Genomic DNA, 25,755 nt, shown 5'->3' with positions numbered 1-25,755 from the left:
GAAACGCGGCTTCGGCGAAAGGCACACCGATGGGCACCTACGCGATCACCGGATCGGCGTCTGGGATGGGCGCAGCCGCAGTGGCCCGACTGCGGGCCGACGGCCACACCGTGATCACGGTGGACATCAAGGACGCCGACGTCGTCGCGGACCTGTCCACGTCCGACGGCCGGGCGGCCGCCGCCGCGCAGGTGCTCACCGCATGTGACGGGCGCCTCGACGGCGCCGTGCTGGCAGCGGGACTGGGACCGAGCCAGGGCGCCGAGCGGCTCCGCATGATCGCCACGGTCAACTACCTCGGCGTCGTCGAGCTGCTGGAACGGTGGCGACCCGCGCTGGCCGCTGCGGCGAACGCCAAAGTCGTTGTCATCGGCAGCAACTCGACCACCACCACACCGGCGGTGCCGGCCCGCGCGGTGCGCGCACTGCTGGCCGGAGACGTCGACAAGGCGCTGCGGGCCACCCGGCTGTACGGACCCGGGCGGCCCGCGATGGTCTACGCCGCCTCCAAGATCGCCGTCACCCGCTGGGCGCGGCGCCATGCCGTGCGACCCGAGTGGGCGGGCGCCGGGATCCGGCTCAACGTGCTGGCACCGGGCGCCGTCATGACACCGCTGCTGCAGGAGCAGCTGGACAACAAGCGGCAGGCCAGGTTCGTCGAACGATTCCCGGTGCCGGTGGGCGGCTACGGGCAACCCGAGCAGCTCGCCGAGTGGATGCGCTTCATGCTCTCCGATGCAGCCGACTTCCTCTGCGGCAGTGTCATTTTCGTCGACGGAGGCACGGACTCGCTGTTCCGTCGCGACGACTGGCCGCGCCCGGTCCCGGCGCGCCGGATCATCGGTTACGTCCAGCGGTTCCGCGGCCGAGGCTGAGGCGCTAGGAGACCGGATCGCCCAGACGTCCGGCGACGCCGAACGATTCGATGATGGCCTGCCGCGGTGAGCGCCAATGCAGGCCGAGATCCTCTGTGGTGGCGCGGTCATCGGTCGGCGTGGCCGAAGTGAGAAGCAGGGCGGCCTCGTAACTGAGCCCGTCCCCGAGCGGCACGTAGCGACCCACGGCGTCGGAGAGCCGTCCCACCGCCAGCAGCACCTTCGGCGACAGCGGCACACGCCGCACCGGGCGGCCGAGTCCGGCCTCCAGCGCGTCGATCATCTCGTCGAACGTCAGCATCACGCCCCCGCACACGTAGCGGCGCGGACCGCGTCCCGGCCGCATCAGGCGCACGTGCACGTCCGCCACGTCACGCACGTCGATCATCTGCATGCCCGCCCGGACCCGCGGCGCGACCCGCGCGCGCACGATGGGCTCCCATCCGCGTTCGGTCACGCCCGCAGCGGTTCCGAACGCCGGCCCGACGACGCTCGACGGATAGGTCACCACCACAGGGGCGCCCGCGTCCTGCAGTCGCCGCGCGACCCGGTCGGCGTAGCCCTTCGTCTTGGCGTAGCTGCTGCGGCCGGATGAGGTGGGTGAATCCGCCGAGATGATGCCGTCCGGCGGCGGGAACAGTGCGCTGTAGCTGCTCACCGACACCACCGGGTCGAGGCCGAGTTCGACGGCCCGGGTCAGGACCTGCTCGGTCGCATAGGCGTTGATGTCCCACATCAGTTGCGCGCGACGTTCGTCCGTCCCGACCACCCCCGCCGCATGCACGACGGCGTCCACCCCGGTGAGCAGCGCGGTGACGGTGGACTCCGCGCGCACGTCCCCGACGATCACCGAGACGTCGCCCAGCGAGCGCAACCGGCGGATCACCGGGGCGTCCTGCTCCTGGGGTAGAACCAGCAGCCGAATCGTGTGCTGCGCCTCCAGCAGCGCCCGCACGGTGTGCGCGCCGAGGTAGCCGATGCCCCCGGTGACCGCGATATGAATGGTGGCCTCCGGTGACTCAGATCGGGGTGATGTAGGCGATCAGCCACTTGCCGTCGACCTTTTTGTAGTCGACCCGCAGCCGGCTGCCGTCGTAGACGGACTCTTTCGCCTTGTCGGTCACTGTGCGGTTCATGTAGACCATGACCGAAGCCGAAGTGCGGTGTGCGTCAAGGATTCCGGCCCCGACGGAATGCGCCTGGCTGATCAGCTGACGGTCCCGCGCCTGAGGAATGATCTCGTTGGTGACGCGGTCCTGGAACTCTTTGCGGTATTCGGGCGTCAACAACGGATACACCTCGGCGAACGTGCGTTCCACCGTCTGGTAGTCGAAGCCGAACACCAGTGGAATCTGTTGCGCCGCGAGCGAGGGCAGCTCCGCGCGGGCCTGCTCCTCACCGTTGAGCTCCACCCGATTCCAGTACAACGCTCCACCGACCGCGGACAGGGCGACGAAGCCGGTCGCCAGCAGAACCCCGATCGCTGCGATCAGCTTGGCGGGCCAATCGCGCATCAGTTGCCCCCGTCAGGGTATTTGAGGTCGTACGCCGTCATGTGGCCGTTGTCGTCCTCGTGGATGATGACCCGCATCCGGTAGGGCTCCGAAGGGGCGTTGTTGCCGTCGAGGTCGGTCACCGTGACGCGCACCGACACCAACACCGCCGCGTTCTTGCCGATCTCATCGATCTTCTCCAGCGCAGCGCCGTTTACCACCGCTTCCGAGGTGGCGTTGGTGTCGCGGAACAGCAGCTTGAGGTTCTCGACGTTGCCCTCCTGCGTCATCATGGCGCGCAGCGGGCCGCTGGTTCCGTTGACGAACCTGTCCACACTTTCGTCGATGGTGTTCTGGGTGTAGCTGAACATGTTGACCACCGATTGCGCGGCGGTGTCGACGAATCGGCGCTCACGTTCCTGTTGGGCTTCGATGGTGCGCTGCTGGTTCACCATCACCGCAACCGCCACCACGAGCGCGGCCACCGCGACGAACGTGACCGCGATCGACAGGATCGCCACCAGCCGCCGGTGCGGCCGCCGACGCGGTGGAGGCCCGACCGGCCGGACCGGCCGGACGGGTGTGGTCACTTCGACACTCACGCTGGCCGGAGCCGGGGTGGCCGAATCGCCGACCGGACCCGCGGCGCGCGACGCGCGACGGCGCACCCGTTGCGGGGGCGTAACAGACTCTTGCACTACCTACACCTGCTTCGGCGCCAACATCAGATCAACCCAGTTCTCCGCAGGCGCCAGCTTGTCGGAACCGGGCGCGTACACGCCGACGCCTCCTGCCGGGTCGACGAACTTGCCGTTCTGATCGTAGGTCGCGACGGATGTTCCGCTTGCCAAGGGGGCCTCGGCGGGCAGCGCCGGGCTGCCTTCAGCCGGCGCCGGTGCGGGCGCAGGCGGTGCAGGCGGCGGCGCCAGCGGCGGGCGACCGTACGGCGGGACCACCTGGTCGGGCGGCGCGAAGTACGGCCACGGCGGTGGCGGAGGACCCTGCTCGTTCGGCGGGACGGGCAGCGGGAACGGGGCGTGCGGCGCAGGACCGGGCCCCGGCGCCACGCCGGGTGGCAACTGCACCGAAGGCGGACCCGGATCCGGATCGACCTGCGGCGGGATCATCGGGAACTTGTTGGGCGGCAGAATGTTACGACCGTCCTGGATCGGTGTGCCGACCGGGACGGGTGGACCGCGCCACGGGTTGTTGCCGACGGGCACGTAGCCGCGGGGATCCCGGCACAGCTGCACGGTGGGCGCCCGCTTACCGGGGAACTCCTGGCACGGGTAGTTGCGCGCGCCGCGCACCACACTCGGATCACTCTGCGGGACCTTGCAGTACAGGTCCGTGGGAAGTTCGCGCAAGGTGGTGTCCGCAGGCGACCGGATCTGCGTGGCCGGCACGAAGCCGGTCGAGCACGGCGGCGGATCCTGCAGGTGGATCTTGAAGTCCAGCTTGCCGCCCTCGTCGGTCGGCACCCCGCCCGCCACCGTGTTCAGCGCGGCCAGCAAGGCCGGGAACACCACGAGCGCGTGCTCGGGTGGAACAGCAGCGGCGGATAGTTCATCGCGATGCGCTTGAAGACCGGACCCATTCGCTGGCGGCAGATCTCGGCCCGCTTGTAGTTGTCGGTGGTGGCGGCGGCGTCGAACGTGCCGCCGCAGATGAACTGCACCGGGTTGCCGAAGTTCGGCAGCGTCAGCAGGCCGCCCACCGTGCCCTGCGCGGGGTTGTAGATGTTGTAGAAGTTGCTCAGACCGTTGGGCGTGATGTGCAGGATCTGCTCGATGTCGTCGCTTTGCGCGGTGAGGATGTTGGTGAAATCGGTCAGCTTGTTCACCTGTCCGATCAACGCCTCGTTGCTCTCGCCCAGGAAGCCCCTGACATCGGTGAGCGCCTGGTTGAGGGTGCCCAGCGTGACGTCGAGATCGGTGGTGGCGTCGGCAAGCACCTGTGACACCGAGGCCACGTGGTTGGAGAACTGCACGATCTGCTCGTTGCTGTTGGACAGCGCATCGACCAGGATCTGCAGATTGCGGATGGTCCCGAACAGGTCGGTTCGCGAATCACCAAGGCGCCCTGCGGTCTGCGACAGCTCCCGCACTGCGCGCCGGAAGGTGTCGCCGTTGCCGTCGAACGTGTCGGCGGCCTGGTTGACGACGTCGGTCAGCGGCCCCTGCACCGACCCCTCGTGCGGACCGAGCTGAGTGCTCAGCTGCGTCAACTGCTCCTTGACCTCGTCCCACTCCACCGGCACCGCGGTGCGGTCCAACCCGATCTCGGCACCGTCGGCCATCACTGTGCCGCCGGTGTAGGCGGGTGCGAGCTGAATGAATCTGGCGGAGACCAGGTTCGGCGCGATCACCAGCGCCTTGGCCTCGGCGGGCACCTTGACGTCACCGTCGATCGTCATGGTGATCTTCACGTCGCCGGCGCGCGGCTCGATCGAGTCGATCGTGCCGACCGGCACCCCGACCACCCGGACGTCGTCGCCCGGGTAGAGGCCCACCGCCGAGGTGAAGTAGGCGGTCACCTTGTGGCCGGCGCGGTTCGGCCACACCAGGTACGCCCCGATGGCCAGCGTGGCCACCAGCACGCCGACCAGCGCGGTACGCAGCCAGCGACTCCGCTTCACCGAATTCTCCTGCGTCATGGCGACTTCGGCCTGATGATCATCCGCTCCGAGATGTAACCACGGAGCATGTCGGACAGGCTGTCGGGCAGCTTGCCCGGCTGGAAGTAGGTGTCGAGCAGCACCTCGGCGATGGGCGCGGGCGGCAGGCCGTAGAGGTTGATCTGGAAGCCGGGGCCCGAGCCGACGACCTCACCCAGCGCGGTGGCGTACGCGGGCAGCCGCTTGAGCGCTTCGCTGATGTGCTCGCGGCGCTCGAGCAGGTTGTCCAGCACCAGGTTCAGCTTCTCCAGGGCCGGCTTGAACTCACGCTTGTTGTCGGCGACGAAACCGGAGATCTGGGTGGCGACGTCGTCGATGCCGGCGATCAGGTTGCTCAGCGCCTGCCGCCGCTCGTCGAGCGCGGCGAACAGCAGGTTGCCGTCGGTGATCAGCTGATTGACCTGACCGGACCGCTGCGCCAGCGTGTCCGACACGTTCTTGGCGCGGGCGAGAAGCTGATCCAGTGCCTCGTCGCGGGCGTTGAGGCTGCGCGACAGGTTGGCGACACCGTCGAGCGCGTTGCGCAGTTGGGGCGTGGCGTCTTTGAGCGAATCGGTCAGCGTCTGCAACGCCATCTCGAATCTCGGCTTGTCCAGCGCGCTGACGTTCTGGCCGAGATCCTGCAGCGCGGTGTTCAGGGTGTAGGGCGTTGTGGTGCGGCCCAGCGGGATGACGGTGGATTCGCCGCTGCCCTTCGGGGTGATGGCCAGCGACTTCTCGCCGAGGACGGTGTCGGTCTTGATCGCGACCAGCGACTGGTCGCCGACCTTGACTTCACGGTCGACGGTGAAGGTGATCTTCGCGGCGTCCCCGGCCAGTTCGACCGCCGAGACCTTGCCGACGGAGATCCCGGAAACGTTGACGCTGTTGCCGGGCGTGATGCCGCCTGCGTCGGCGAAGTACGCCTCGTAGGACTTGCCCTGCGGCCAGAACGGCAGGCTGGTGTACCCGAAGGACACCAGCACCAGGCACGTCACCAGCGCGATACCGAAGATCCCGGTGCGCAACGGGTTCGAATCCTCCGAGCTACTCAACTTCGGCACACCTCCCCTTGCTCGGATCCGGCGGGCCGCCGAACGGGACCAGGATGTCGCTGCCCGCGGGGCCGTTGATCTTCAGCCGCGTCGAGCAGTAGAAGATGTTGAAGAACGAGCCGTAGGCGCCGAGCGCGTTGAGCCGCAGGTAGTTCTCGGCCAGCGGCTCGATGACCTTGTTGACGTCGGCCTTGCGCTCGTCCATCCGCTGGGCGAACGGGCGCACGTTCTCGATGACGCCCTGCACCGGCCGCCGCGACGCCTCCAACATGGCTGTCAGATCGTTCTCCGCGGTGGCCAGCGGACCGATCGCGCCCGCGATCGGATCACGGCCTTCGGCCAGCCCGGTGATCAGTTTCTGCAACTGGTCGACGCTGGCGTTGAACTCGGCGCCCTTCTCGTCGACGGTGCCCAGTACGGTGTTGAGGTTGTTGATCACGTCACCGATGAGCTGATCGCGCGCGGCGAGGTTCTGGGTGAACGCGCTGGTGTTCGACAGCATCGCCGACAGCGCGCCGCCCTCGCCCTGGAGTAACTCGATGACGGCGTTGCTGATCTCGTTGATCTTGGCACCGTCGAGCCCCTTGACCACCGGCTTCAGCCCTCCGAGCAGCGCGTCGAGATCCAGCGCCGGCTCGGTGTGGGTGATGGTGCCGCCCTTGGGAAGCTTGACGAGATCGCCGGGGCCGGAGGTGATCTCCAGGTAGCGGTCGCCGACCAGGTTCTCGTAGCGGACCACGGCCTTGGTGGAGGTGTAGAGCTGGTAGCGGTCGTTGACGGTGAACGCCACGTCGACGGTGTTGTCGGGGTTGAGCGTCAGGCCCTCGACGGTTCCGACCGGGACACCGGCGATACGCACGTCCTGTCCGGCCTTCAACCGCGACGCGTCGGTGAACGTCGCGTGGTACTTGTCCTCCGACGCGAACCTGAACTCGCCGAAGACGACGACGAGCATCGCCGCGACCAGGAGCATCGCCACGGTGAAGACGCCGACGTTGATCAGGGTCTTGTCCCGCATCAGAAGTCGTCCCTTTCCGCGTAAGCGCCGTTGAACAGGAACTGCAGCGTCGACGGCGCGTCGAACTGCAACTCGGTGTTCGGCTGGTACGGAACATAGGCGTTGTCGGTGACCAGGAACGGTGTGTGATACCAGGACCCGCCGTACTGCTTGCTCGGAACATCAGGCAGGCCACGGCAATTCGGGCCGCCCGAGGCGTTGACGATCGGCAGGCTCTCCGGGTAGGTGTACGCGGGCGAACCGGGCAGGAAGTTCGACGAGACGAACAGGCCGGGCCTGATCCCACCGATGATCGGCGCGAACCGGTCGATCGCGTTCGCCGTGCCTTTCAGCGTGCAACCGATCACCGGCGAGTATTCCCCGGCGACCTTGAGCGGAGCGCGCAGACGTTGCACCGCGGCGATGTAGTCGTCGGCGGCGGGCTCGAAAGTCGCCGTCCCGTTGTTGGCCAGCCCGGTCGCCGCCAACAGAGCCGCGTTCAGGTTGTCCTGTTCGTCGACGATGGTCTTGCTGATGGCGGGGGCGTTGTCGAGGACGCGGACCAGGTCCGGTCCGGCGTCGCCGTAGATGTCGGCGACGACCGCGGTGCGGCGCAGGTCCTCCTGCAGCGCGGGCAGTTTCGGATTGAGCTGACCCACGTAGTAGTTCAGTCCGGACAGCAGCGCGCCGACGTCGTCGCCGTTGCCGCGCAAACCCTCGCCCAGCGCGGACAGGGTGGCGTTGAGTTCGATCGGGTCGATCTTGTCCAGCAGGTCGGTCAGGGTCTGGAACAGCGTGTTGACCTCGAGCTGAACGGAGTCGGCCTTCACCTCGGCGCCGGGGCTCAACGCCTGGCCGTTCGGGTACTCCGGTGGCAGGAACTCGACCGACTTCGCGCCGAAGATCGTGGTGCCACCGATGCGCACCGGGGCGTCGGCCGGGATGTACCGCAGGTCGCCGCGGTTGATCGCCAGCGTGAGCTTGGCGGCGTCACCGGCGTACTCGATCGATTCGACCTTGCCGACCTGGATCCCCCGGTACTTGACCTTCGCGTCGACGTCCATGACGAGGCCGGCCCGCGGCGAGAGCACCGTCACCTTGTCCGTCGGGGTGAACGCCGCGGTGTAGGACAGATACGTGAACACGGCTGCGGCGAGCACCAGCGCAGCGAGGATCGCCGCAGCGATCCTCACATGACTGCGCTTCGCATTACCGTCGGCCATCGCGTTCCCGCCTTACCCGGAGAGGTTGAAGTTGCCGGACGCGCCGTATACGGCGAGAGAGATGAACAGCACGATCGTCACCACGACGATCAACGAGGTCCGCACCGCCTGACCCACGGCGATGCCCACGCCGACGGGACCACCCGAGGCGTTGTAGCCGTAGTAGGTGTGGACCAGCATCACCGCGATCGACATCACGATCGCCTGCAGGAACGACCACAGCAGATCGCTGGGGATCAGGAATGTGTTGAAGTAGTGGTCGTAGAGGCCCGCGGACTGTCCGTTGATGTAGACCGTCGTGAATCTCGCGGCGAAGAACGCCGCCAGCACCGACAGCGCGTACAGCGGGACGATCGCGATCAGCCCGGCGATCAGCCGTGTCGACACCAGATACGAGACCGCGTGCACCGCCATCGATTCCACCGCGTCGATCTCCTCGGCGACCCGCATCGCGCCCAGCTGTGCCGTGGCACCCGCGCCGATGGTCGCCGCCAGCGCGATACCGGCGATCACCGGCGCCACGATGCGTACGTTGAGGAACGCCGACAGGAAGCCGGTGAGTGCCTCGATGCCGATGTTGCCCAGCGACGAGTAACCCTGCACCGCGATCACACCGCCCGAGGCCAGCGTCATGAACGCCGCGACACCGACGGTGCCGCCGATCATCACGAGTGCACCGGTCCCCATGGACATCTCGGCGATGAGCCGGATGGTCTCCTTGCGGTACCGGGTCAGCGCGTTCGGGACGTAACGGAACGTCTCGCCGTAGAACAGCGCCTGCTCCCCCACGGTGTCGACGGCCCTGGGGAAGAATCGGAGCAGCCGGCGGAACCGGATGGTGGCGTCGTAGCTCATGAATCCAGCACCCGGACCCCGACCGCCGTCATGATCACGTTGATCACGAACAGACAGATGAACGCGTAGACGACGGTCTCGTTGACTGCGTTGCCGACGCCCTTGGGGCCACCCTTGACGGTCAGGCCGCGGTAACAGCCGACCAGTCCGGCGACCACACCGAACAGCAGGGCCTTGATCTCGGCGAGGACGAGCTCGCCGAGGCCGGTCAGCACGGTGAGCCCGTTGATGAACGCCCCGGGGTTGACGCCCTGGAGGAACACTGAGAACACATAGCCGCCGGACAGGCCGATCAGGCAGACCAGCCCGTTGAGCAGCAGTGCGACGAACGTCGAGGCCAGCACACGGGGCACGACGAGGCGCTGGATCGGGTCGATGCCCAGCACCCGCATCGCGTCGATCTCCTCGCGGATGGTGCGGGCGCCGAGGTCGGCGCAGATCGCGGTCGCGCCGGCGCCGGCGACGACGAGCACCGTCACCACCGGGCCCAACTGGGTGATGGTGCCGAACGCTGTTCCGGCGCCCGACAGGTCCGCGGCGCCGATCTCCCGCAGCAGGATGTTCAGCGTGAACGCCACCAGCACCGTGAACGGGATGGCGACCAGCAGCGTCGGTACCAGCGAGACCCGCGCGATCATCCAGGTCTGCTCGAGGAACTCCCGGAACTGGAACGGCCGACGGAAGGTTTTGACGAACGTGTCCAAGGACATTTCGACGAACCCGCCCACGGCCCGCGCAGGCGCCGCAAGCTGTTCGATCAACCTCGGCTCCGTTCTCGGGACGCGCTGGAGAGGACGTGCAGACAGGGGGCTGTGGCGAAGATTTCGACACTGACCACCGACGCCGTTCACCCACCCATCGGATAAGCGCTGCTCTTAGCTGGCCGGATCATACTAACTAGAACGTGTTCGCAGTGTCAAAGAACGCCAAAACGCATCTGCATCGTGACATATGCGCAGCTCAAAGCCACTGTGACGCAGTTCATTCTAGAACGTGTTCTAATTGACGCTGGCTACTGACAACAGGGACTGTCAGTGGGGGTCGCCGAGTCCCATCGCCGCCGAGAAACTCCGCTCGGGGTCCCGGTCAGCAAAGTAGTTCCGCAGCGTATCCGAAAGGTCGGCCGGGTCCCACTCGGCGCCGTCGGCGCTGAACTGCCGCTCAGCCGTCGGAGCCGCCATCAGGGTCACCGTCGGACCATAAACGATGAAGAGTTGTCCGTTGACGCCTTCCGCGGCCGGAGAAGCCAGGAACCGGACCAGGTTGACCACGTGGTCCGGCGACAGCGGGTCGACGGCGCCTTCGGGAAGCTCCGGTGCGTCGCCGAACACCCCGGCCGTCATCGCGGTACGCGCCCGTGGCGCGATCGCGTTGGCGCGCACGCCGAAACGTCCCAGCGCCCGGGCCGCCGACAACGTCAGCGCCGTGATGCCCGCCTTGGCCGCGCCGTAGTTGGGCTGCCCCACCGGCCCGGACAGCCCGGCCTCCGACGACGTGTTGATGATCCGCCCGTAGATTTGCCCGTTCTCGACGCCAGGACCGCCCTGCTTGGCCTTCGACCGCCAATAGGTCGCGGCATTTCGCGTCAGCAGGAAATGCCCGCGCAGGTGCACCGCGATGACCGCGTCCCACTCCTCGTCGGTCATGTTGAACAGGATCCGGTCGCGGGTGATGCCGGCGTTGTTGACGACGATCGCCAGACCGCCCAGGCCGTCGGCGGTCTCGACGAGCTCATCGGCGGTGGAGCGCTGGCTGATGTCACCGGCCACGGCGACACCCTTGGAGCCGGCCGCCGCGATCTCGTCGAGGACGTCGGACTTGTCGAGCGCGGGCGCGATGTCGTTGACGACGACGGTGGCGCCCGCCTTGGCGAGTCCGATGGCCTCGGCACGGCCGAGGCCTGCGGCGGCACCGGTGACGACGGCGACGTGGCCGGACAGATCAGTGTGGGTCAACTTATTACTACCTCTAGTCGTGACGGATCAGGGCTGCGCGCGGGCACTCGTTGATGGCCTGCTCGGCCACCGCCTCCTCCTGCGCCGGAACGGGGTCGGCCTTGACGACGGCGTAGTCGTCATCGTCGAGCTCGAACAGGTCGGGGGCTATTCCGACACACACCGCGTTGCCCTCGCAACGGTCACGATCCACTTCCACTCGCATCAGATCCTCCTGTCGGTCCCGACCACCCTGGACCCCAAGACTAGAACGTGTTACAACCGGGGAACACCCGAGGTATCCCCGGGCCTCCAGGATGGCACCCGGACACAAGGCTCGCAGACAAGTGAGGACGACGCGATGCGTATCGGCTACACCCCCGAACAGGAGGAGTTGCGCCGCGAACTGCGGGCGTACTTCACCAAGCTCATGACGCCCGAGCGGGCCGAGGCGCTGGCGGCGAGCGACGGCGAGATGGGCCGCGGCAACGTGTACCGCGAGACCGTCGCCCAGATGGGCAAGGACGGCTGGCTCACGCTGTCGTGGCCCAAGGAGTTCGGCGGTCAGGCCCGCCCACCCATGGACGGGCTGATCTTCAACGACGAGGCCGCCATCGCCAACGTCCCGGTGCCGTTCCTGACGATCAACAGCGTCGCGCCGACGATCATGGCGTTCGGCACCGAGGAGCAGAAGAAGTTCTTCCTGCCCAAGATCGCCGCGGGCGATCTTCACTTCTCGATCGGTTACTCCGAGCCGGGCGCAGGCACCGATCTCGCCGCGCTGCGTACGACGGCGGTGCGTGACGGCGACGACTACGTGATCAACGGCCAGAAGATGTGGACCAGCCTGATCGCCTACGCCGACTACGTGTGGCTGGCGGTGCGCACCAATCCCGAGGCCAAGAAGCACCGCGGTATCTCGATGCTGATCGTGCCGACCACGGCCGAGGGTTTCTCGTGGACGCCGGTGCACACCATGTCGGGGGTGGACACCAGCGCCACCTACTACCAGGACGTGCGGGTGCCGGTGTCCAGCCTGGTCGGCGAGGAGAACGCCGGCTGGAAGCTGGTGACCAACCAGCTCAACCACGAGCGGGTCGCCCTGGTCTCGGCACAACCGATCTTCGTGGCGCTCAACGGGGTTCGCGAGTGGGCGCAGAACACGAAGGATGTGCACGGCAAGCGGTTGATCGACTCGGAGTGGGTGCAGCTGAACCTGGCGCGGGTGCACGCCAAGGCCGAGGTGCTCAAGCTGATCAACTGGGAGCTGGCCTCGGCCACCGATGCCGCCCCGTCCCCCGCCGACGCGTCGGCGGCCAAGGTGTACGGAACCGAGCTGGCCACCGAGGCCTACCGGCTGCTGATGGAGGTGCTGGGCACCGCGGCGACGTTGCGGACCAACTCACCGGGTGCGCTGCTGCGCGGCCGCATCGAACGCATGCACCGGTCCTGCCTGATCCTGACCTTCGGCGGCGGCACCAACGAGATCCAGCGTGACATCATCGGCATGGTCGCGCTCGGCCTGCCCCGAGTGAACCGATAGGACCTGAGATGGATTTCAAGACGACGGAAGCCAGTGAGGACCTCGGCGGTCTGGTGCGCACCATCACCGAGTCCGTGTGCACACCGGAGCATCAACGCGAGCTCGACGGGCTGCGACCCGAAGCAGGGGGACGGTTCGACCGCGATCTGTGGGGCAAGCTGATCGACGCCGACATCCTGTCCACCACGTCGCCGGAGTCGTTGGGTGGCGGCGGTTTCGGGGTGCTGGAGGAGGTCGCGGTGCTGGTGGCGCTGGGGCGCCAGTTGGCCGCGGTTCCCTACCTGGAATCGGTGGTGCTCGCCGCCGGGGCGCTGGCCAAGTTCGGTTCCGCGTCGCTGCAGCAGGACTGGGCGGCGCAGGCGATCAAGGGTGAGAAGGTGCTCGCCGTGGCATTCGACGGCGAGATGGGCGAGGGCCCGGTGCTGGCCCAGGGTTCCGGGGACGGCTACACGCTGACCGGCAGCAGGACCCAGGTGGCGTTCGGAGTGAATGCCGACGCCTTCCTGGTTCCCGCCGAAACCGACTCCGGGACAGCTGTTTTCCTGGTCGGCTCGGCCGACGACGGGGTTGCGGTCACCGCACTGGACACCACCGGGCACGGCAGTGTGGCCGGATTGCAGCTGCAGGGCGTCGCGATCGGCAGCGACCGACGTGTCGGGGGTCCCGAGGTGCTGGATTGGCTGGTGACCCGGCATGCGTTGGGCCGCAGCGCCTATCAGCTCGGGGTGCTGGAGCGCGCGCTGGAGCTGACGGCGTCCTACGCCCGCAAACGTGAACAGTTCGACCGTCCGATCGGCAGCTTCCAGGCCGTCTCGTCACGGCTGGCCGACGGTTACATCGACATCAAGGGCCTGCGCCTGACGTTGACCCAGGCGGCGTGGCGGCTGTCCGAGGATCTTCCTGCCGACCTCGATGTCGCCAGCGCGGCGTTCTGGGCGGCCGAGGCAGGCCACCGCGTCGCGCACACGACGGTGCACGTCCACGGCGGTGTCGGAATCGACATCGACCATCCGGTGCACCGCTACTTCCTGGCCGCCAAGCAGACCGAGTTCGCGGTCGGCGGAGCCACCGGGCAGTTGTTGCGCATCGGCCGCGAGCTGGCCGACACCCCGGCCTGAAACCACCTCTGCGGTGGCTACTGTCTCGTCCCTGCTGGCGGAACTCACCGAGGTCGACGACCGGGGTGTGCGCTGGGTCGACCCGGAGACCGGTTCGGTGTCGTTCGTCAGCTGGCGCAACCACATTCGCGACGGTGCCGCGCTGGCCGCGGCGCTGCGTGACCGGCTCGACCCGGACCGCCCCGCGCACGTCGGGGTGCTGCTGGGCAACACCCCGTTCTTCGGCACCGTGCTGGTCGCGGCGGCGTTGTCGGGCATCGTGCCGGTCGGGTTGAATCCCACCCGCCGCGGCGCGGCACTGCAGCGCGACGTCGACCACGCCGACTGTCAGTTGGTGCTGGCCGACCGGTCCGCTCCGCACGACGGAATCGCGGCTGTCGACGTCGAATCCTCGTTGTTCGCAGACGAACTCGCCACCCACCGTGGTGCGGCCGTCGACTTTCCGGACCCCGACCCTGACGACCTTTTCATGCTGATCTTCACCTCGGGCACCAGCGGTCACCCCAAGGCGGTGCGGTGCACGCATGAGAAGGTGGCGTTCCCCGGGGTGATGCTCGCGCAGCGGTTCGGGCTCGGCGCCGCGGACACCTGCTATCTGTCGATGCCGCTGTTCCATTCCAACGCGATCATGGCGGGCTGGGCACCCGGGGTGGCGGCCGGTGCGTCGATCGCGTTGCGCCGCAAGTTCTCCGCGTCACAGTTCATCCCGGACGTGCGCCGCTTCGGCGCCACCTACGCCAACTACGTCGGCAAACCGCTGTCCTACATCCTGGCCACCCCCGAGAAGCCCGACGACGCCGACAACCCGCTCCGGGTGGCGTACGGCAACGAGGGCGCGCCCCGCGATCTGCGCCGCTTCGCCGAGCGCTTCGGGGTGACCGTGGTCGACGGGTTCGGCTCCAGCGAGGGCGGGGTGTCGATCGCCCGCACCCCCGACACCCCCGAGGGCGCACTCGGTCCGCTCGTCGGCGGGGTGACGATCGTCGACGTCGACACCGGCGCAGAATGTCCGCCCGGCGTCGTCGGCGAACTGGTGAACACCGAAGGGCCCGGCCAGTTCCGCGGGTATTACCGGGACCCCGACGCCGAGGCCGAGCGCATGCGCGGCGGCGTCTACCACAGCGGTGACCTGGCCTACCGCGACGAGCGTGGCTTCGCGTACTTCGCGGGCAGGCTCGGCGATTGGATGCGCGTCGACGGTGAGAACCTCGGCACCGCGCCGATCGAGCGGATCCTGATGCGGTTCCCCGGCGTCACCGAGGCCGCGGTGTACCCGATCCCCGACCCGGCCGTCGGCGACCAGGTGATGGCGGCGCTGGTGCTGCCCGACATCGCCGCGTTCGACCCGGACTCCTTCACTCAGTTCTTGTGTGAGCAAAGCGATCTGGGACCCAAACAGTGGCCGCGGTTCGTGCGCACGGCCACCGCGCTGCCGCGCACCGAGACGTTCAAGATCCTCAAGCGCGAGCTGTCCGCCGAGGGCACCGACTGCCCCGACCCCGTCCACCCGATCCGGCGACCATGACGGCCCGCCGGGACGACGTCGCCGCGATGCTGCTGGACCGCACCGGGGACCGTCGACCCGGGCTGCGCACCCGCGAACGGGACTGGACCTGGGACGAAGTGGTGCACGAGTCGGCGGTCCGGGCGTCCATCGCGTCGACGCTGTCCGACCTGGACCCGCCGCACATCGGCGTGCTGCTGGACAATGTGCCCGACTTCGTGTTCTGGCTCGGCGGTGCCGCGCTGGCCGGCGCCACCATCGTCGGGCTGAACCCCACCCGCGGTGCGGCGGACCTGGCCGCCGACATCCGGCACGCGGACTGTCGGCTGATCGTCACCGACGCCGCGGGCGCGGACCGACTGCGCGGGCTCGACCACGGGGTGCCGCCCGATCACCTGTTGCGGGTCGACTCCCCCGACCACGCGCAGCTGCTGGATGCGCACCGGGTGGAGCCGGTCGCCGCGCCGGGTGTCGGCGCGAAGTCGCTGTTCCTGCTGTTGTTCACCTCGGGAACGACCGGGACGTCGAAAGCCGTCAGATGCAGTCAGGGCCGGCTGGCTCGTATCGCATACGCCGCCACCGACAAGTTCGGTCACCACCGCGACGACGTCGACTACTGCTGCATGCCGTTGTTCCACGGCAACGCGATCATGGCGTTGTGGGCGCCCGCGCTGGCCAACGGGGCCACGGTGTGCCTGACGCCGACGTTCTCGGCGTCCCGATTCCTGCCCGACGTCCGGTATTTCGGCGCGACGTTCTTCACCTACGTCGGCAAGGCGCTCGGCTATCTGATGGCCACCCCCGAGGCGCCCGATGACGCCGACAACACGCTGCAACGCGGCTTCGGCACCGAGGCCTCGCCGGAAGACCAGAAGGAGTTCCGGCGCCGGTTCGCCGCCGAGCTGTTCGAGGGGTACGGCTCCAGTGAAGGTGGCGCGGTCGCGACCCCCGACCCTGCGGCACCTCCCGCCGCGCTGGGCCGGCCCGCCCACGACGACGTCGTGGTCGTGCATCCGGAGACGTTGTGTCTCTGTCCGACAGCGGTTCTCGACGCGAGCGGCCGGGTGCTCAACCCGGACGAAGCCGTCGGGGAGATCGTCGACCGGCGCGGTGCGGCCGACTTCGAGGGGTACTACCGCAACGACGCCGCCGATGCCGAACGGGTGCGCAACGGCTGGTACTGGTCCGGCGACCTGGGCTACCTCGACGGCGCCGGATTCCTCTACTTCGCCGGCCGCCGCGGTGACTGGCTGCGCGTCGACGGCGAAAACATCTCGACGCTGACCATCGAACGGGTGCTGCGCCGCCACGCCGGCGTCATCGCCGCGGCCGTGTACGGCGTTCCCGATCCACGCTCGGGTGACCAGATGATGGCCGCCGTCGAGGTCGCCGACCCGGGCTCCTTCGACGTCGACGCGTTCGCCTCGTTTCTGGTCGCCCAGGATGATCTGGGCCGCAAGGGATTTCCCCGGCTGCTGCGAATCTCGGCCAAGCTGCCGGCGACGGGGTCGAACAAGGTGCTCAAACGTGACCTGCAGGCGCAGCGCTGGCACACCGACGACGCGGTCCACCGCTGGGCGGGTCGCGGGCATCCGCGGTACCGGCTGATGACCGACGCCGACCGCGACGCCCTCGACGCGGAGTTCACCGTCCATGGAAGGGAGCACCATGTCGCCGAATGAGTGGGACGAGGTCACCGATGTCCTGGTCGCCGGGTCGGGCGCGGGCGGGGTCACCGGCGCCTACACCGCAGCGCGGGAGGGCCTCGAAGTGATTCTGGTCGAGGCCACCGACAAGTTCGGCGGCACCACCGCATACTCCGGCGGCGGCGGAATGTGGTTCCCGTGCAATCCTGTGCTGACGCGGGCAGGGGCCGACGACACCCTCGACGACGCCCTGGAGTACTACACCGCGGTGGTCGGGGACCGGACCCCGCGAGCGCTGCAGGAGACTTATGTCCGCAGTGGCGCACCGCTGATCGAGTATCTGGAAAGCGATGAACTGCTGAAGTTCTCGCTGCTGCCGTGGCCCGACTACTTCGGCAAGGCACCGAAGGCCCGCGCCGACGGGATGCGCCACATCGCGGCGAAGCCGTTGAAGGTGTCCGCCGCTCCCGAGCTGCGCGAGCTCGTCCGCGGGCCCTTGGACTCCGACCGGCTCGGCCGCCCCCGACCCGACGACTACTTCGTCGGCGGGCGCGCCCTGATCGCCCGCTTCCTCGCCGCCGCGCGACGCTACCCGAATTCGTCGGCCCGGCTGAACACCGCGCTCACCGAGCTCGTGGTCGAGGACGGCAGGGTCGTCGGCGCGATCGTCGACACCGGCGGCGGGCGCAGCGCGATCCGCGCACGTCGCGGAGTCCTGTTGGCCGCAGGCGGTTTCGAGCACAACGACGCCATGCGGGCCCGCTACGGTGTGCCCGGCGCCTCGCGGGACACCATGGGACCCGAGGGGAATCAAGGATTGGCCCACCTCGCCGGCATGGCCGTGGGCGCCGACACGGACCTGATGGACCAGGCGTGGTGGTCGCCCGGGCTGACCCATCCCGACGGCACGTCGGCGTTCGCGCTGTGGTTCACCGGCGGGATCTTCGTCGATGATCACGGCAGACGCTTCGTCAACGAGTCCGCCCCGTACGACCGGCTGGGACGTGCCGTGCTGGCGGCGATCGCCGACGCCACGGTCACGCTGCCGTTCTGGATGATCTACGACGACAGCGAGGGGCTGGTGCCGCCGGTGAAGGCCACCAACGTGTCAACGGTGGAGCCCGAGCGGTACGTCTCGGCAGGACTGTGGCGGACCGCCGACACACTCGAAGAGCTCGCGGTGGCGATCGGTGTGCCGCCGCAGAACCTGGTCGAGACGGTGGCGCGGTTCAACGGGTTCACGCGCACCGGCGTCGACGAGGATTTCGGCCGCGGGGACGAACCTTACGACCGCGCATTCTCCGGCGGTGCCGCCCCGCTCTACCCGATCGCGAAGGGCCCTTTCCACGCGGCCGCGTTCGGCGTCTCGGATCTGGGCACCAAGGGCGGATTGCGCACCGATACCGCTGCGCGGGTGCTCGATCGGGCGGACAATGTGATTCCCGGGCTGTATGCGGCGGGCAACACGATGGCCGCTCCCAGCGGCACCGTCTATCCGGGCGGCGGCAACCCGATCGGCACCAGCATGGTGTTCAGTCACCTGGCGGTGCTGGACATGGCAGGAGGCCATTCATGACCGACGTCCGCGAGATCGACACCGGAAGCGTGATGACGCGGTTCGCCCGCGGGTGGCACTGCCTCGGGCTGGCGGACGCCTTCCGGGACGGGCGGCCGCACGGCGTCGACGCGTTCGGCACCATGCTGGTGGTGTTCGCCGACACGGGCGGGTCGCTGCGAGTCCTCGACGGCTACTGCAGGCACATGGGCGGCAACCTGGCCCAGGGCGAGATCAAGGGCGACGAGGTCGCCTGCCCGTTCCACGACTGGCGCTGGGGCGGCGACGGCAGATGCAAGCTGGTCCCCTACGCCAAACGCACCCCACGCATGGCCCGAACCAGGGCCTGGCCCACCACCGAGGTCAACGGACAGCTGCTGGTCTGGCACGACCCTGAACGGTCCAGCCCGCCGACCGAACTGATCCCGCCGACCATCGCGGGTTACGACGAGGGCCGCTGGTCGCCCTGGCAGTGGAGTTCGATCCTCATCGAGGGCGCCCACTGCCGCGAGATCGTCGACAACAACGTCGACATGGCGCACTTCTTCTATATCCACCACGCGTACCCGACGTACTTCAAGAACGTCATCGAGGGACACACGGCCAGCCAGTTCATGGAGTCCAAGCCGCGTCCCGATTTCACCGCGAACCCCGAGAAGCTCTGGGACGGAACGTATCTGCGATCCGAGGCGACGTACTTCGGGCCGGCGTACATGATCAACTGGCTGCACAACGACCTCGCACCGGACTTCACCGTCGAGGTGGCGCTGATCAACTGCCACTACCCCGTCAGCCACAACTCGTTCATGCTGCAATGGGGCGTGGCGGTGCAGGAGATGCCGGGCCTGCCCGCCGACAAGGCGGCCAAGCTGGCCGCGGCGATGAACCGGTCCTTCGGCGAGGGCTTCCTCGAGGACGTCGAGATCTGGAAGAACAAGTCCCCTATCGAGAATCCGCTGCTGACCGAGGAGGACGGACCGGTCTACCAGCACCGCCGGTGGTACCAGCAGTTCTACGTCGACGCAGCCGACGTGACGGCCGACATGACCGGCCGGTACGAGCAGGAAGTCGACACCACCCACGCGAACGACCTGTGGCAGCAGGAGGTCGAGCGCAACATGGCGGCCCGGAAGCTGGGTTCGGTTTGAGTACATCTACTCACCGAGCAAAGAGCAGATCTTGATTTACGCTTCGCTGTACATCCGAAAGCGTCACATGACAGGAGTCCAGCTATGAAGCTCACGGGCGTCATCCGTTCTGCCGTGACAGCCGCAGCGCTGGCCGTCATCGCTACGGGTTGCACGACTTCGACCACCGGTACCGGCGAAATCGCCAGTTCGGAGTCCACCGGGGCCACGACGTCGTCCGAGACGACGTCGACGCGCGCCACGGCTGCGCCGCCGACGGGCCGGATCACCCCGCGCCAGGAAGCCCCCGAAGGCCCGGCCCCGACCATCGCCGACTACATCGCCGAGAACGGTATCGAGGAATCCCCGGTCAAGCGTGGCGATCCCGGCGCACCGATCATCGACCTGCCGATACCCGAGGGCTGGGAGGACGCCGGCGGGGACACCCCGGAATGGGCGTACGGCGCGATCATCTACAACGGCCCGGGAGCCGGCGAGTACTCACCGAACATCGTCGCGCTGGTGTCGAAGCTGGTCGGGGATGTCGACCCCGAGGCACTGCTCGACGCCGCCGCGGGTGAGGCCACGAACCTGCCGGGGTGGACACCCATGAGCGACGGCAAGTTCACCACCCTCGGTGAGTTCCCCGCGTTCCAGCTCGGCGGCACCTGGGTCCAGGACGGGGTCACCAAGATCGCCGCCCAGAAGACGGTGGTGTTTCCCGGCAGCGACGGCTCCTGGTACGTGCTGCAGCTCAACGCCGACGGTCTGGAGAATCAGATCGACATCATCGGCCCGGCGACCATAGCCATCGACGACGAGACCACGATCACCCCGCAATAGCTCCATCGCGATTTCGGTGTAGTTGGTCAATCTGGCGTTGACCAACTACACCCGAATCACGTGTTCACGAGCGACGGCACCACGGCTTCGATCAGGTGCGGGCCCGGCGCTGCGAACGCCGCGGTCAGCGCCGCCGCGAGATCCTCGGCGGTACTCACCCGACGGGCGGGCACCCCCATCCCCTCGGCGATCTTCACGAAATCGAGGGTGGGGCTGCCGAGGTCGAGGAGCCGTAGCGCGCTGGGACCCGGTGTTGCGGCGTTTTCCGCGCCGACCCGCTGCAGTTCGATCCGCAGGATGTCGTAGGCCCCGTTGCCGAAGATCACGGTGGTGACGTCCAGGTTCTCCCGCGCCTGCGTCCACAGGGCCGACACCGTGTACATCGCCGAACCGTCCGCCTGCAGGGACAGCACCGGGCGGTCGGGCGCGGCCATTGCGGCACCGATCGCGGCCGGCATGCCGTAGCCGATCGCGCCGCCGGTCAGCGTCAGCACGTCGTGGCCGGGTGCGCCCGCCGTCGCGGCGGCCACCCCCACCCCGGCGGTGTTGGATTCGTCGACGACGACGGCACCCTCGGGCAGCAGCGCACCGATCACCGCGGCAGCCGAGAAAGCGGTGAGCTCTCCCGTCGGCAGGTCGGGCCGCATCAGCGGCGCGACCGACGCGGTGGTTCCGGGCGCGACGTCGTCGGCCAGTTGTTCCAGTGCCGCTGCAGCCCCCGAATGTCCCGCCAGCACATGCACTTCGCAGCCCTGCGGCACCAGATCACTGGGCCGTCCCGGGTAGGCGAAGAACGACACCGGAGACGCCGCACCGGCCAGGATCAGATGCTCGGCGCCGACGAGTTGGGCTTCGGCGCCTTCCGCGAAGTACGCGAGCCGTTCGACCGCGGGCACCCCGGCCCCGCGCTGCAGCCGCGCCGGAAACGTCTCGCACAGCACCTTCGCGCCGGTGCGCTCGGCGATCCGGACCGCGGCGGACAGCCCGGGAGCCAGGGTCGCGTCCCCGCCGACCAGCAGCACGGTGGGCACCCCGGAGTTCAGCGCGTCCGCCGCTTCGCGCACCGCGTCGTCGTCGATGCCGGGCGCGGGATATCCGGCCGGTAGCGGCTCGGTGGGCTCGCCGTCGTTCCACGACACGTCGGCGGGCACGATCATCGTCGACACCACCCCGGCGCGACTGGCCGCCACCGCATCGACCGCATCGGCGGCGATGTCACCGACGTCCAGGGTGCGGCGCACCCAACCCGACACGGTGTGCGCCAGCGCGTCGATGTCGGATTCCAGTGGGGCGTCGTACTTCTTGTGGTAGGTCGCGTGATCGCCGACGACCACGACCATCGGCACATGCGCCCGGCGCGCGTTGTGCAGGTTGGCCAGCCCGTTCCCCAGGCCGGGCCCGAGGTGCAGGAGCACCGCCGCGGGCTTGCCGGACATGCGCGCGTATCCGTCCGCGGCGCCGGTGGCCACGCCTTCGAACAGGGTCAGCACACCGCGCATCCCGGGCACCGTGTCCAGTGCGGCCACGAAGTGCATCTCGGAGGTGCCGGGGTTGGCGAAGCACACGTCGACCCCCTGGTCGACGAGCGTGGTGAGCAGGGAGCGGGCGCCATTCACACCTGTTGTTATACGCCCGCTGTTGTCAAACGCCCGCTCAGTTGTCGCGAATAGCGTCCAACCGCCTGGTGGCTTCCTCGAATCCGCTCACCAGCTCGGCGATGATGTCGGCAACCGGGCGGATCTCGTTCATCCGGCCCACGATCTGACCCACCGGCATCGCGACGGCAGTCGGATCGCTGTTCTCGCTCATCCGCTGATGGGCCTCGCTGACCAGGATGTTCTGCAGCGGCATCGGCAGCGGCTCGGGAGCGCCGTCGGCGTCCCACGCGTCGGTCCAGCGGCTCTTGAGCAGCCGCGCCGGCTTGCCGGTGTAGATGCGGCGGCGCACCGTGTCCGCGGACGTGGCGTTGAGCATGGCCTCCTGGACCACCGACCGGCCTGACGGCAGGCGCACACCCAGGTCGTACTCGGCCGAGGTCAGGAATGCCGAACCCATCCACACGCCTTGCGCGCCAAGGGCGAGCGCGGCGGCCACCTGCCGTCCGGTGCCGATACCGCCGGCGGCGAGCACCGGGGCCCTGCCCTCGATGGCATCGACGATCTCGGGCCACAGCACCATCGAGCCGATCTCACCGGTGTGCCCACCGGCCTCGTGCCCCTGCGCAACGACGATGTCTACACCGTTGTCCACATGGCGCAGCGCGTGTTTGGCGGATCCGGCCAGCGCCGCCACCGGGACACCGGCCTGGTGCGCCTGGTCGATGACGTCCTTGGGCGGTGAGCCCAGCGCATTGGCGATCAGCTTGATCGGGTGCTTGAGCGCCACCTCGACGTGGCTGCGCGCCACCGAATGCAGCCATCCCAGAACGCCTTCGGAGCGCTCTTCATCGGCGGGCAGCGGCGGCACCCCGAGGTCGGCGAGCGTCTTGTCGACGAACTCGCGATGCTCGGCCGGGATGAGTTTGTTGATGTCGACCGAGGTGCCCTCGGTCGGGACCTTGGCCGGCATCACGATGTCGACGCCGTACGGTTTGCCGTCGGTATTGGCGTCCATCCACTGCAGGACGTTCTCCAGGTCGTCGGCGTCGTTGAACCGCACGCACCCCAGCACGCCGAGACCGCCGGCCTTGCTCACCGCCGCGGCGACCTTCTCCGACGGGGTGAAGACGAACAGCGGATACTCGATCCCGAAGCGATCGCAGAGTTCGGTCTTCATCTATTTGGCTCCCACATGGTTGGCGTGCACGTCGTCAGCCGGGCGTTCCTCGGTGACGTCCTTGGCCCACCGGTAGTCGGGCTTGCCCGCCGGCGAGCGCTTCACCTCGTCGACGAGCCAAAGGCTGCGCGGCACTTTGTATCCCGCGATCTGGGTACGCACGAACGCGTCCAGGTCGGCCAGCGCGGGGCGGGTGCCTTCCCGGGGCTGCACCACGGCGGCGACGTGCTGGCCGAAGCGCGGGTCGGGCACACCGACCACCAGCGCGTCGAACACGTCCGGATGCCCCTTGAGTGCGGCCTCCACCTCTTCGGGGTAGATCTTCTCGCCGCCGCTGTTGATCGACACCGAGCCGCGGCCCAGCATCGTCACGGAACCGTCGGCCTCGACCGTGGCGTAATCGCCCGGAATCGCGTACCGCACACCGTTGATCGTCTTGAAGGTCTCGGCGGTCTTCTTCTCGTCCTTGAAATAGCCGACCGGGATGTGGCCGCGCTTGGCGATGATGCCGCGCACCCCCGAACCCGGCGTCACCGGGTTGCCGTCCTCGTCGAGCACGACGGTGTTCTTGTCGATGGTGACCCGCGGGCCGCCGGTGTGCGACTCCCCCTTCGCCACGATGCTGGTGCCGCCGAAGCCGGTCTCCGAGGACCCGATCGAGTCGGTGATGATCCGGTTGGGCAGCAGCTCGAGGAACTTCTCCTTGAGGCTGGTCGAGAACAGCGCGGCAGTGCTGGCGAGCAGGAACAGCGAGCTCAGGTCGTATTGGTCGCCGGCGTCCTGGGCGGCCAGCAGCGCGTCCAGCAGCGGTCGCGCCATCGCGTCACCGGTGAAGAACAGCAGGTTCACCTTGTGCTCGTGGATGGTGCGCCACACCGCCTCGGCGTCGAATTCCGGTGTCAGCACCGTGGTCTGGCCCGAGAACAGGGCCATCCAGGTGGCCGACTGGGTGGCGCCGTGGATCATCGGCGGGATCGGGTAGCGCACCATCGGCCCGCTCTCGACGGCCTGCTTGGCCAGGCCGTACTCGTCGGCGATCGGCTCGCCGGTCGCAAAGTCCGTGCCGCCGAACAGAACCCGGTAGATGTCCTCGTGGCGCCACATCACGCCCTTCGGGAAACCGGTGGTGCCGCCGGTGTAGAGCAGGTAGATGTCGTCTTCGCTGCGCGGGCCGAAGTCCCGTTCCGGGGAGCCCTGCGCCAGCGCGGAGTAGAACTCGACGCCACCGTAGCGCTGGTAGTCCTCATCCGTGCCGTCCTCAACGACCAGGATGGTCTTCACGTTCGGGGTCTCGGGCAGCACGTTGGCCACCCGGTCGGCGTAGCGGCGCTCGTGTACCAGCGCGACCATGTCCGAGTTCTCGAACAGGTACTTCAGCTCGCCCTCGACGTAGCGGAAGTTGACGTTGACCAGGATCGCGCCCGCCTTGACGATGCCGAGCATCGCGATGACGATCTCGATGCGGTTGCGGCAGTACAGGCCGACCTTGTCGTCCTTCTTGACGCCCTGGTCGATCAGGTAGTGCGCCAGCCGGTTGGACTTCTCCTCCAACTCGGCGTAAGTCAGTTGTTCGTCGCCCGAGATCAGCGCTACACGGTCAGGCACAGCGTCGATGGCGTGCTCGGCAAGATCGGCAATGTTCAGAGCCACGGCTCTAAACTAGAACGTGTTACATTTCGAGACAAGTCTGTGGCAACGACGCTGGAAGGCGGACATCCGTGAGCGACCCTCAAAAAGGCCCCGACGCCCTCGTTGAGCAGCGCGGACACACCTTGATCGTGACGCTGAACCGACCGGAGGCGCGCAACGCGCTTTCCACTGAGATGCTCTCGATCATGGTCGACGCCTGGAACCGTGTCGACGAGGACCCCGAGATCCGGACATGCATCCTGACCGGGGCCGGCGGTTACTTCTGCGCGGGCATGGACCTCAAGGCCGCCTCGAAGAAGCCCCCGGGCGATTCGTTCGCCGACGGCAGCTACGACCCGTCAAAGATCGAGGGTCTTCTCAAGGGCCGCCGGCTGAAGAAGCCGCTGATCGCCGCGGTCGAGGGCCCCGCCATCGCGGGCGGCACCGAGATCCTGCAGGGCACCGACATCCGGGTCGCCGGCGAGAGCGCGAAGTTCGGCATCTCCGAGGCGAAGTGGAGCCTGTACCCGATGGGCGGCTCCGCCGTGCGGCTGCCGCGCCAGATCCCGTACACGATCGCGTGCGATCTGCTGCTGACCGGCCGGCACATCACCGCTGCCGAGGCGCTGCAGTACGGGCTGATCGGCCATGTGGTTCCCGACGGCACCGCGCTGGACAAGGCGCTGGAGATCGCCGAGGTGATCAACAACAACGGCCCGCTGGCGGTGCAGGCGATCCTGAAGACCATCCGCGAGACCGAGGGCATGCACGAGGAAGAGGCGTTCAAGCCCGACACCGCCAACGGCATCCCGGTGTTCTTGAGCGAGGACGCCAAGGAGGGACCGCGGGCGTTCAAGGAGAAGCGCGCCCCCAACTTCCAGATGAAGTAGTCACTTCGCCGAAATTGCATTCCAGCAGGACTTTTGC

23 protein-coding genes and 1 pseudogene are annotated in these 25,755 nt (G+C 68.1%); 9 read left to right on the top strand and 15 right to left on the bottom strand.

The genetic code is table 11. The features are described from left to right. Positions 1–29 precede the first annotated feature (29 nt). Complete coding sequence (locus tag BN976_RS26510) at positions 30–875, top strand: SDR family oxidoreductase (RefSeq protein WP_011782334.1); 846 nt, start codon at positions 30–32, stop codon at positions 873–875. A 4-nt stretch (positions 876–879) separates the two neighbouring features. Here BN976_RS26510 and BN976_RS26505 read toward each other — a convergent pair whose 3' ends face one another. The 12 genes and pseudogenes from BN976_RS26505 to BN976_RS26450 all read right to left on the bottom strand — a co-directional run bounded on the left by BN976_RS26505 (position 880) and on the right by BN976_RS26450 (position 11,314). Continuing rightward, entirely contained in the window at positions 880–1,878 is a 999-nt protein-coding gene (locus BN976_RS26505) for an NAD-dependent epimerase/dehydratase family protein (RefSeq protein ID WP_036375481.1), read from the bottom strand. Positions 1,879–1,894: 16 nt separating this feature from the next. Further along, positions 1,895–2,389, bottom strand: coding sequence for a nuclear transport factor 2 family protein (locus tag BN976_RS26500; RefSeq protein WP_011782336.1), 495 nt, complete (start codon positions 2,387–2,389; stop codon positions 1,895–1,897). Next, the gene (locus tag BN976_RS26495) at positions 2,389–3,066 is read right to left on the bottom strand and encodes an Rv1363c family protein (protein WP_011782337.1); all 678 of its coding nucleotides are present in this window, start codon (positions 3,064–3,066) and stop codon (positions 2,389–2,391) included. The genes BN976_RS26500 and BN976_RS26495 overlap by 1 nt, the downstream gene beginning before the upstream one ends. Before the next feature lie 3 nt (positions 3,067–3,069). Beyond that, positions 3,070–3,909: pseudogene (locus tag BN976_RS26490) on the bottom strand (mammalian cell entry protein); the annotation flags it as partial. Further along, complete coding sequence (locus BN976_RS26485; protein WP_235622131.1) at positions 3,867–5,024, bottom strand: MCE family protein; 1,158 nt, start codon at positions 5,022–5,024, stop codon at positions 3,867–3,869. The gene BN976_RS26485 and the pseudogene BN976_RS26490, both read right to left, overlap by 43 nt. Next, positions 5,021–6,079: a virulence factor Mce family protein gene (locus BN976_RS26480; RefSeq protein WP_036375602.1), complete on the bottom strand. Its 1,059-nt coding sequence runs from the start codon at positions 6,077–6,079 to the stop codon at positions 5,021–5,023. The genes BN976_RS26485 and BN976_RS26480 overlap by 4 nt, the downstream gene beginning before the upstream one ends. After that, entirely contained in the window at positions 6,072–7,097 is a 1,026-nt protein-coding gene (locus BN976_RS26475) for an MCE family protein (protein ID WP_372923729.1), read from the bottom strand. The genes BN976_RS26480 and BN976_RS26475 overlap by 8 nt, the downstream gene beginning before the upstream one ends. After that, positions 7,097–8,299 (bottom strand): MCE family protein, encoded by a 1,203-nt coding sequence (locus BN976_RS26470; protein WP_011782343.1) that lies wholly within the window; start codon positions 8,297–8,299, stop codon positions 7,097–7,099. Before BN976_RS26470 ends, BN976_RS26475 begins: the two co-directional genes overlap by 1 nt. Before the next feature lie 12 nt (positions 8,300–8,311). After that, positions 8,312–9,154, bottom strand: coding sequence for an MlaE family ABC transporter permease (locus BN976_RS26465; protein ID WP_011782344.1), 843 nt, complete (start codon positions 9,152–9,154; stop codon positions 8,312–8,314). Further along, a complete protein-coding gene (locus BN976_RS26460; RefSeq protein WP_036375472.1) occupies positions 9,151–9,915 on the bottom strand; it encodes an MlaE family ABC transporter permease in 765 nt (254 codons plus the stop codon). Before BN976_RS26460 ends, BN976_RS26465 begins: the two co-directional genes overlap by 4 nt. Before the next feature lie 270 nt (positions 9,916–10,185). Beyond that, the gene (locus BN976_RS26455) at positions 10,186–11,109 is read right to left on the bottom strand and encodes a 3-oxoacyl-ACP reductase (RefSeq protein WP_011782346.1); all 924 of its coding nucleotides are present in this window, start codon (positions 11,107–11,109) and stop codon (positions 10,186–10,188) included. Positions 11,110–11,122: 13 nt separating this feature from the next. Continuing rightward, complete coding sequence (locus tag BN976_RS26450) at positions 11,123–11,314, bottom strand: ferredoxin (protein WP_036375467.1); 192 nt, start codon at positions 11,312–11,314, stop codon at positions 11,123–11,125. Positions 11,315–11,449: 135 nt separating this feature from the next. Here BN976_RS26450 and BN976_RS26445 point away from each other — a divergent pair, with 135 nt between their 5' ends. From BN976_RS26445 to lpqN, 7 genes are all read left to right on the top strand, one after another. Next, positions 11,450–12,631 (top strand): acyl-CoA dehydrogenase family protein, encoded by a 1,182-nt coding sequence (locus tag BN976_RS26445; RefSeq protein WP_011782347.1) that lies wholly within the window; start codon positions 11,450–11,452, stop codon positions 12,629–12,631. An 8-nt stretch (positions 12,632–12,639) separates the two neighbouring features. Further along, the gene (locus BN976_RS26440; RefSeq protein WP_036375464.1) at positions 12,640–13,749 is read left to right on the top strand and encodes an acyl-CoA dehydrogenase family protein; all 1,110 of its coding nucleotides are present in this window, start codon (positions 12,640–12,642) and stop codon (positions 13,747–13,749) included. 13 nt (positions 13,750–13,762) lie between these two features. After that, on the top strand, positions 13,763–15,274 hold the full coding sequence (fadD17, locus tag BN976_RS26435; RefSeq protein ID WP_011782349.1) for a long-chain-fatty-acid--CoA ligase FadD17: 1,512 nt from the start codon (positions 13,763–13,765) through the stop codon (positions 15,272–15,274). Then, positions 15,271–16,935 carry a steroid-22-oyl-CoA synthetase gene (locus tag BN976_RS26430; protein ID WP_036375461.1) on the top strand — a complete coding sequence of 555 codons (1,665 nt, stop codon included), beginning with the start codon at positions 15,271–15,273 and terminating at the stop codon, positions 16,933–16,935. Before fadD17 ends, BN976_RS26430 begins: the two co-directional genes overlap by 4 nt. Next, the gene (locus BN976_RS26425; RefSeq protein ID WP_199559014.1) at positions 16,922–18,475 is read left to right on the top strand and encodes an FAD-binding protein; all 1,554 of its coding nucleotides are present in this window, start codon (positions 16,922–16,924) and stop codon (positions 18,473–18,475) included. Before BN976_RS26430 ends, BN976_RS26425 begins: the two co-directional genes overlap by 14 nt. Further along, entirely contained in the window at positions 18,472–19,602 is a 1,131-nt protein-coding gene (locus BN976_RS26420) for a 3-ketosteroid-9-alpha-monooxygenase, oxygenase component (protein WP_036375454.1), read from the top strand. Before BN976_RS26425 ends, BN976_RS26420 begins: the two co-directional genes overlap by 4 nt. Positions 19,603–19,686: 84 nt before the next feature. Continuing rightward, positions 19,687–20,424: an envelope biogenesis lipoprotein LpqN gene (gene lpqN, locus BN976_RS26415; RefSeq protein WP_011782353.1), complete on the top strand. Its 738-nt coding sequence runs from the start codon at positions 19,687–19,689 to the stop codon at positions 20,422–20,424. A gap of 56 nt (positions 20,425–20,480) precedes the next feature. Here the strand turns inward: lpqN and BN976_RS26410 are convergent, their stop codons facing one another. Genes BN976_RS26410 through BN976_RS26400 form a run of 3 tightly spaced genes read right to left on the bottom strand, consistent with a single transcriptional unit; the run spans position 20,481 to position 24,849 of the window. Then, positions 20,481–22,040 carry an acetolactate synthase large subunit gene (locus tag BN976_RS26410; RefSeq protein ID WP_036375450.1) on the bottom strand — a complete coding sequence of 520 codons (1,560 nt, stop codon included), beginning with the start codon at positions 22,038–22,040 and terminating at the stop codon, positions 20,481–20,483. Between the two features lie 37 nt (positions 22,041–22,077). Then, positions 22,078–23,199 carry an NAD(P)H-dependent flavin oxidoreductase gene (locus BN976_RS26405; protein ID WP_011782355.1) on the bottom strand — a complete coding sequence of 374 codons (1,122 nt, stop codon included), beginning with the start codon at positions 23,197–23,199 and terminating at the stop codon, positions 22,078–22,080. Then, positions 23,200–24,849 (bottom strand): medium/long-chain-fatty-acid--CoA/3-oxocholest-4-en-26-oate--CoA ligase, encoded by a 1,650-nt coding sequence (locus BN976_RS26400; RefSeq protein WP_011782356.1) that lies wholly within the window; start codon positions 24,847–24,849, stop codon positions 23,200–23,202. Between the two features lie 68 nt (positions 24,850–24,917). Here BN976_RS26400 and BN976_RS26395 point away from each other — a divergent pair, with 68 nt between their 5' ends. Then, on the top strand, positions 24,918–25,718 hold the full coding sequence (locus BN976_RS26395) for a crotonase/enoyl-CoA hydratase family protein (RefSeq protein WP_011782357.1): 801 nt from the start codon (positions 24,918–24,920) through the stop codon (positions 25,716–25,718). Positions 25,719–25,755: the final 37 nt, after the last annotated feature.

The sequence above is a fragment of the Mycolicibacterium austroafricanum genome, from assembly GCF_000612725.1.
Classification (GTDB): Bacteria; Actinomycetota; Actinomycetes; order Mycobacteriales; family Mycobacteriaceae; genus Mycobacterium; species Mycobacterium austroafricanum.
This window is presented reverse-complemented; position numbering and strand designations above follow the sequence as displayed.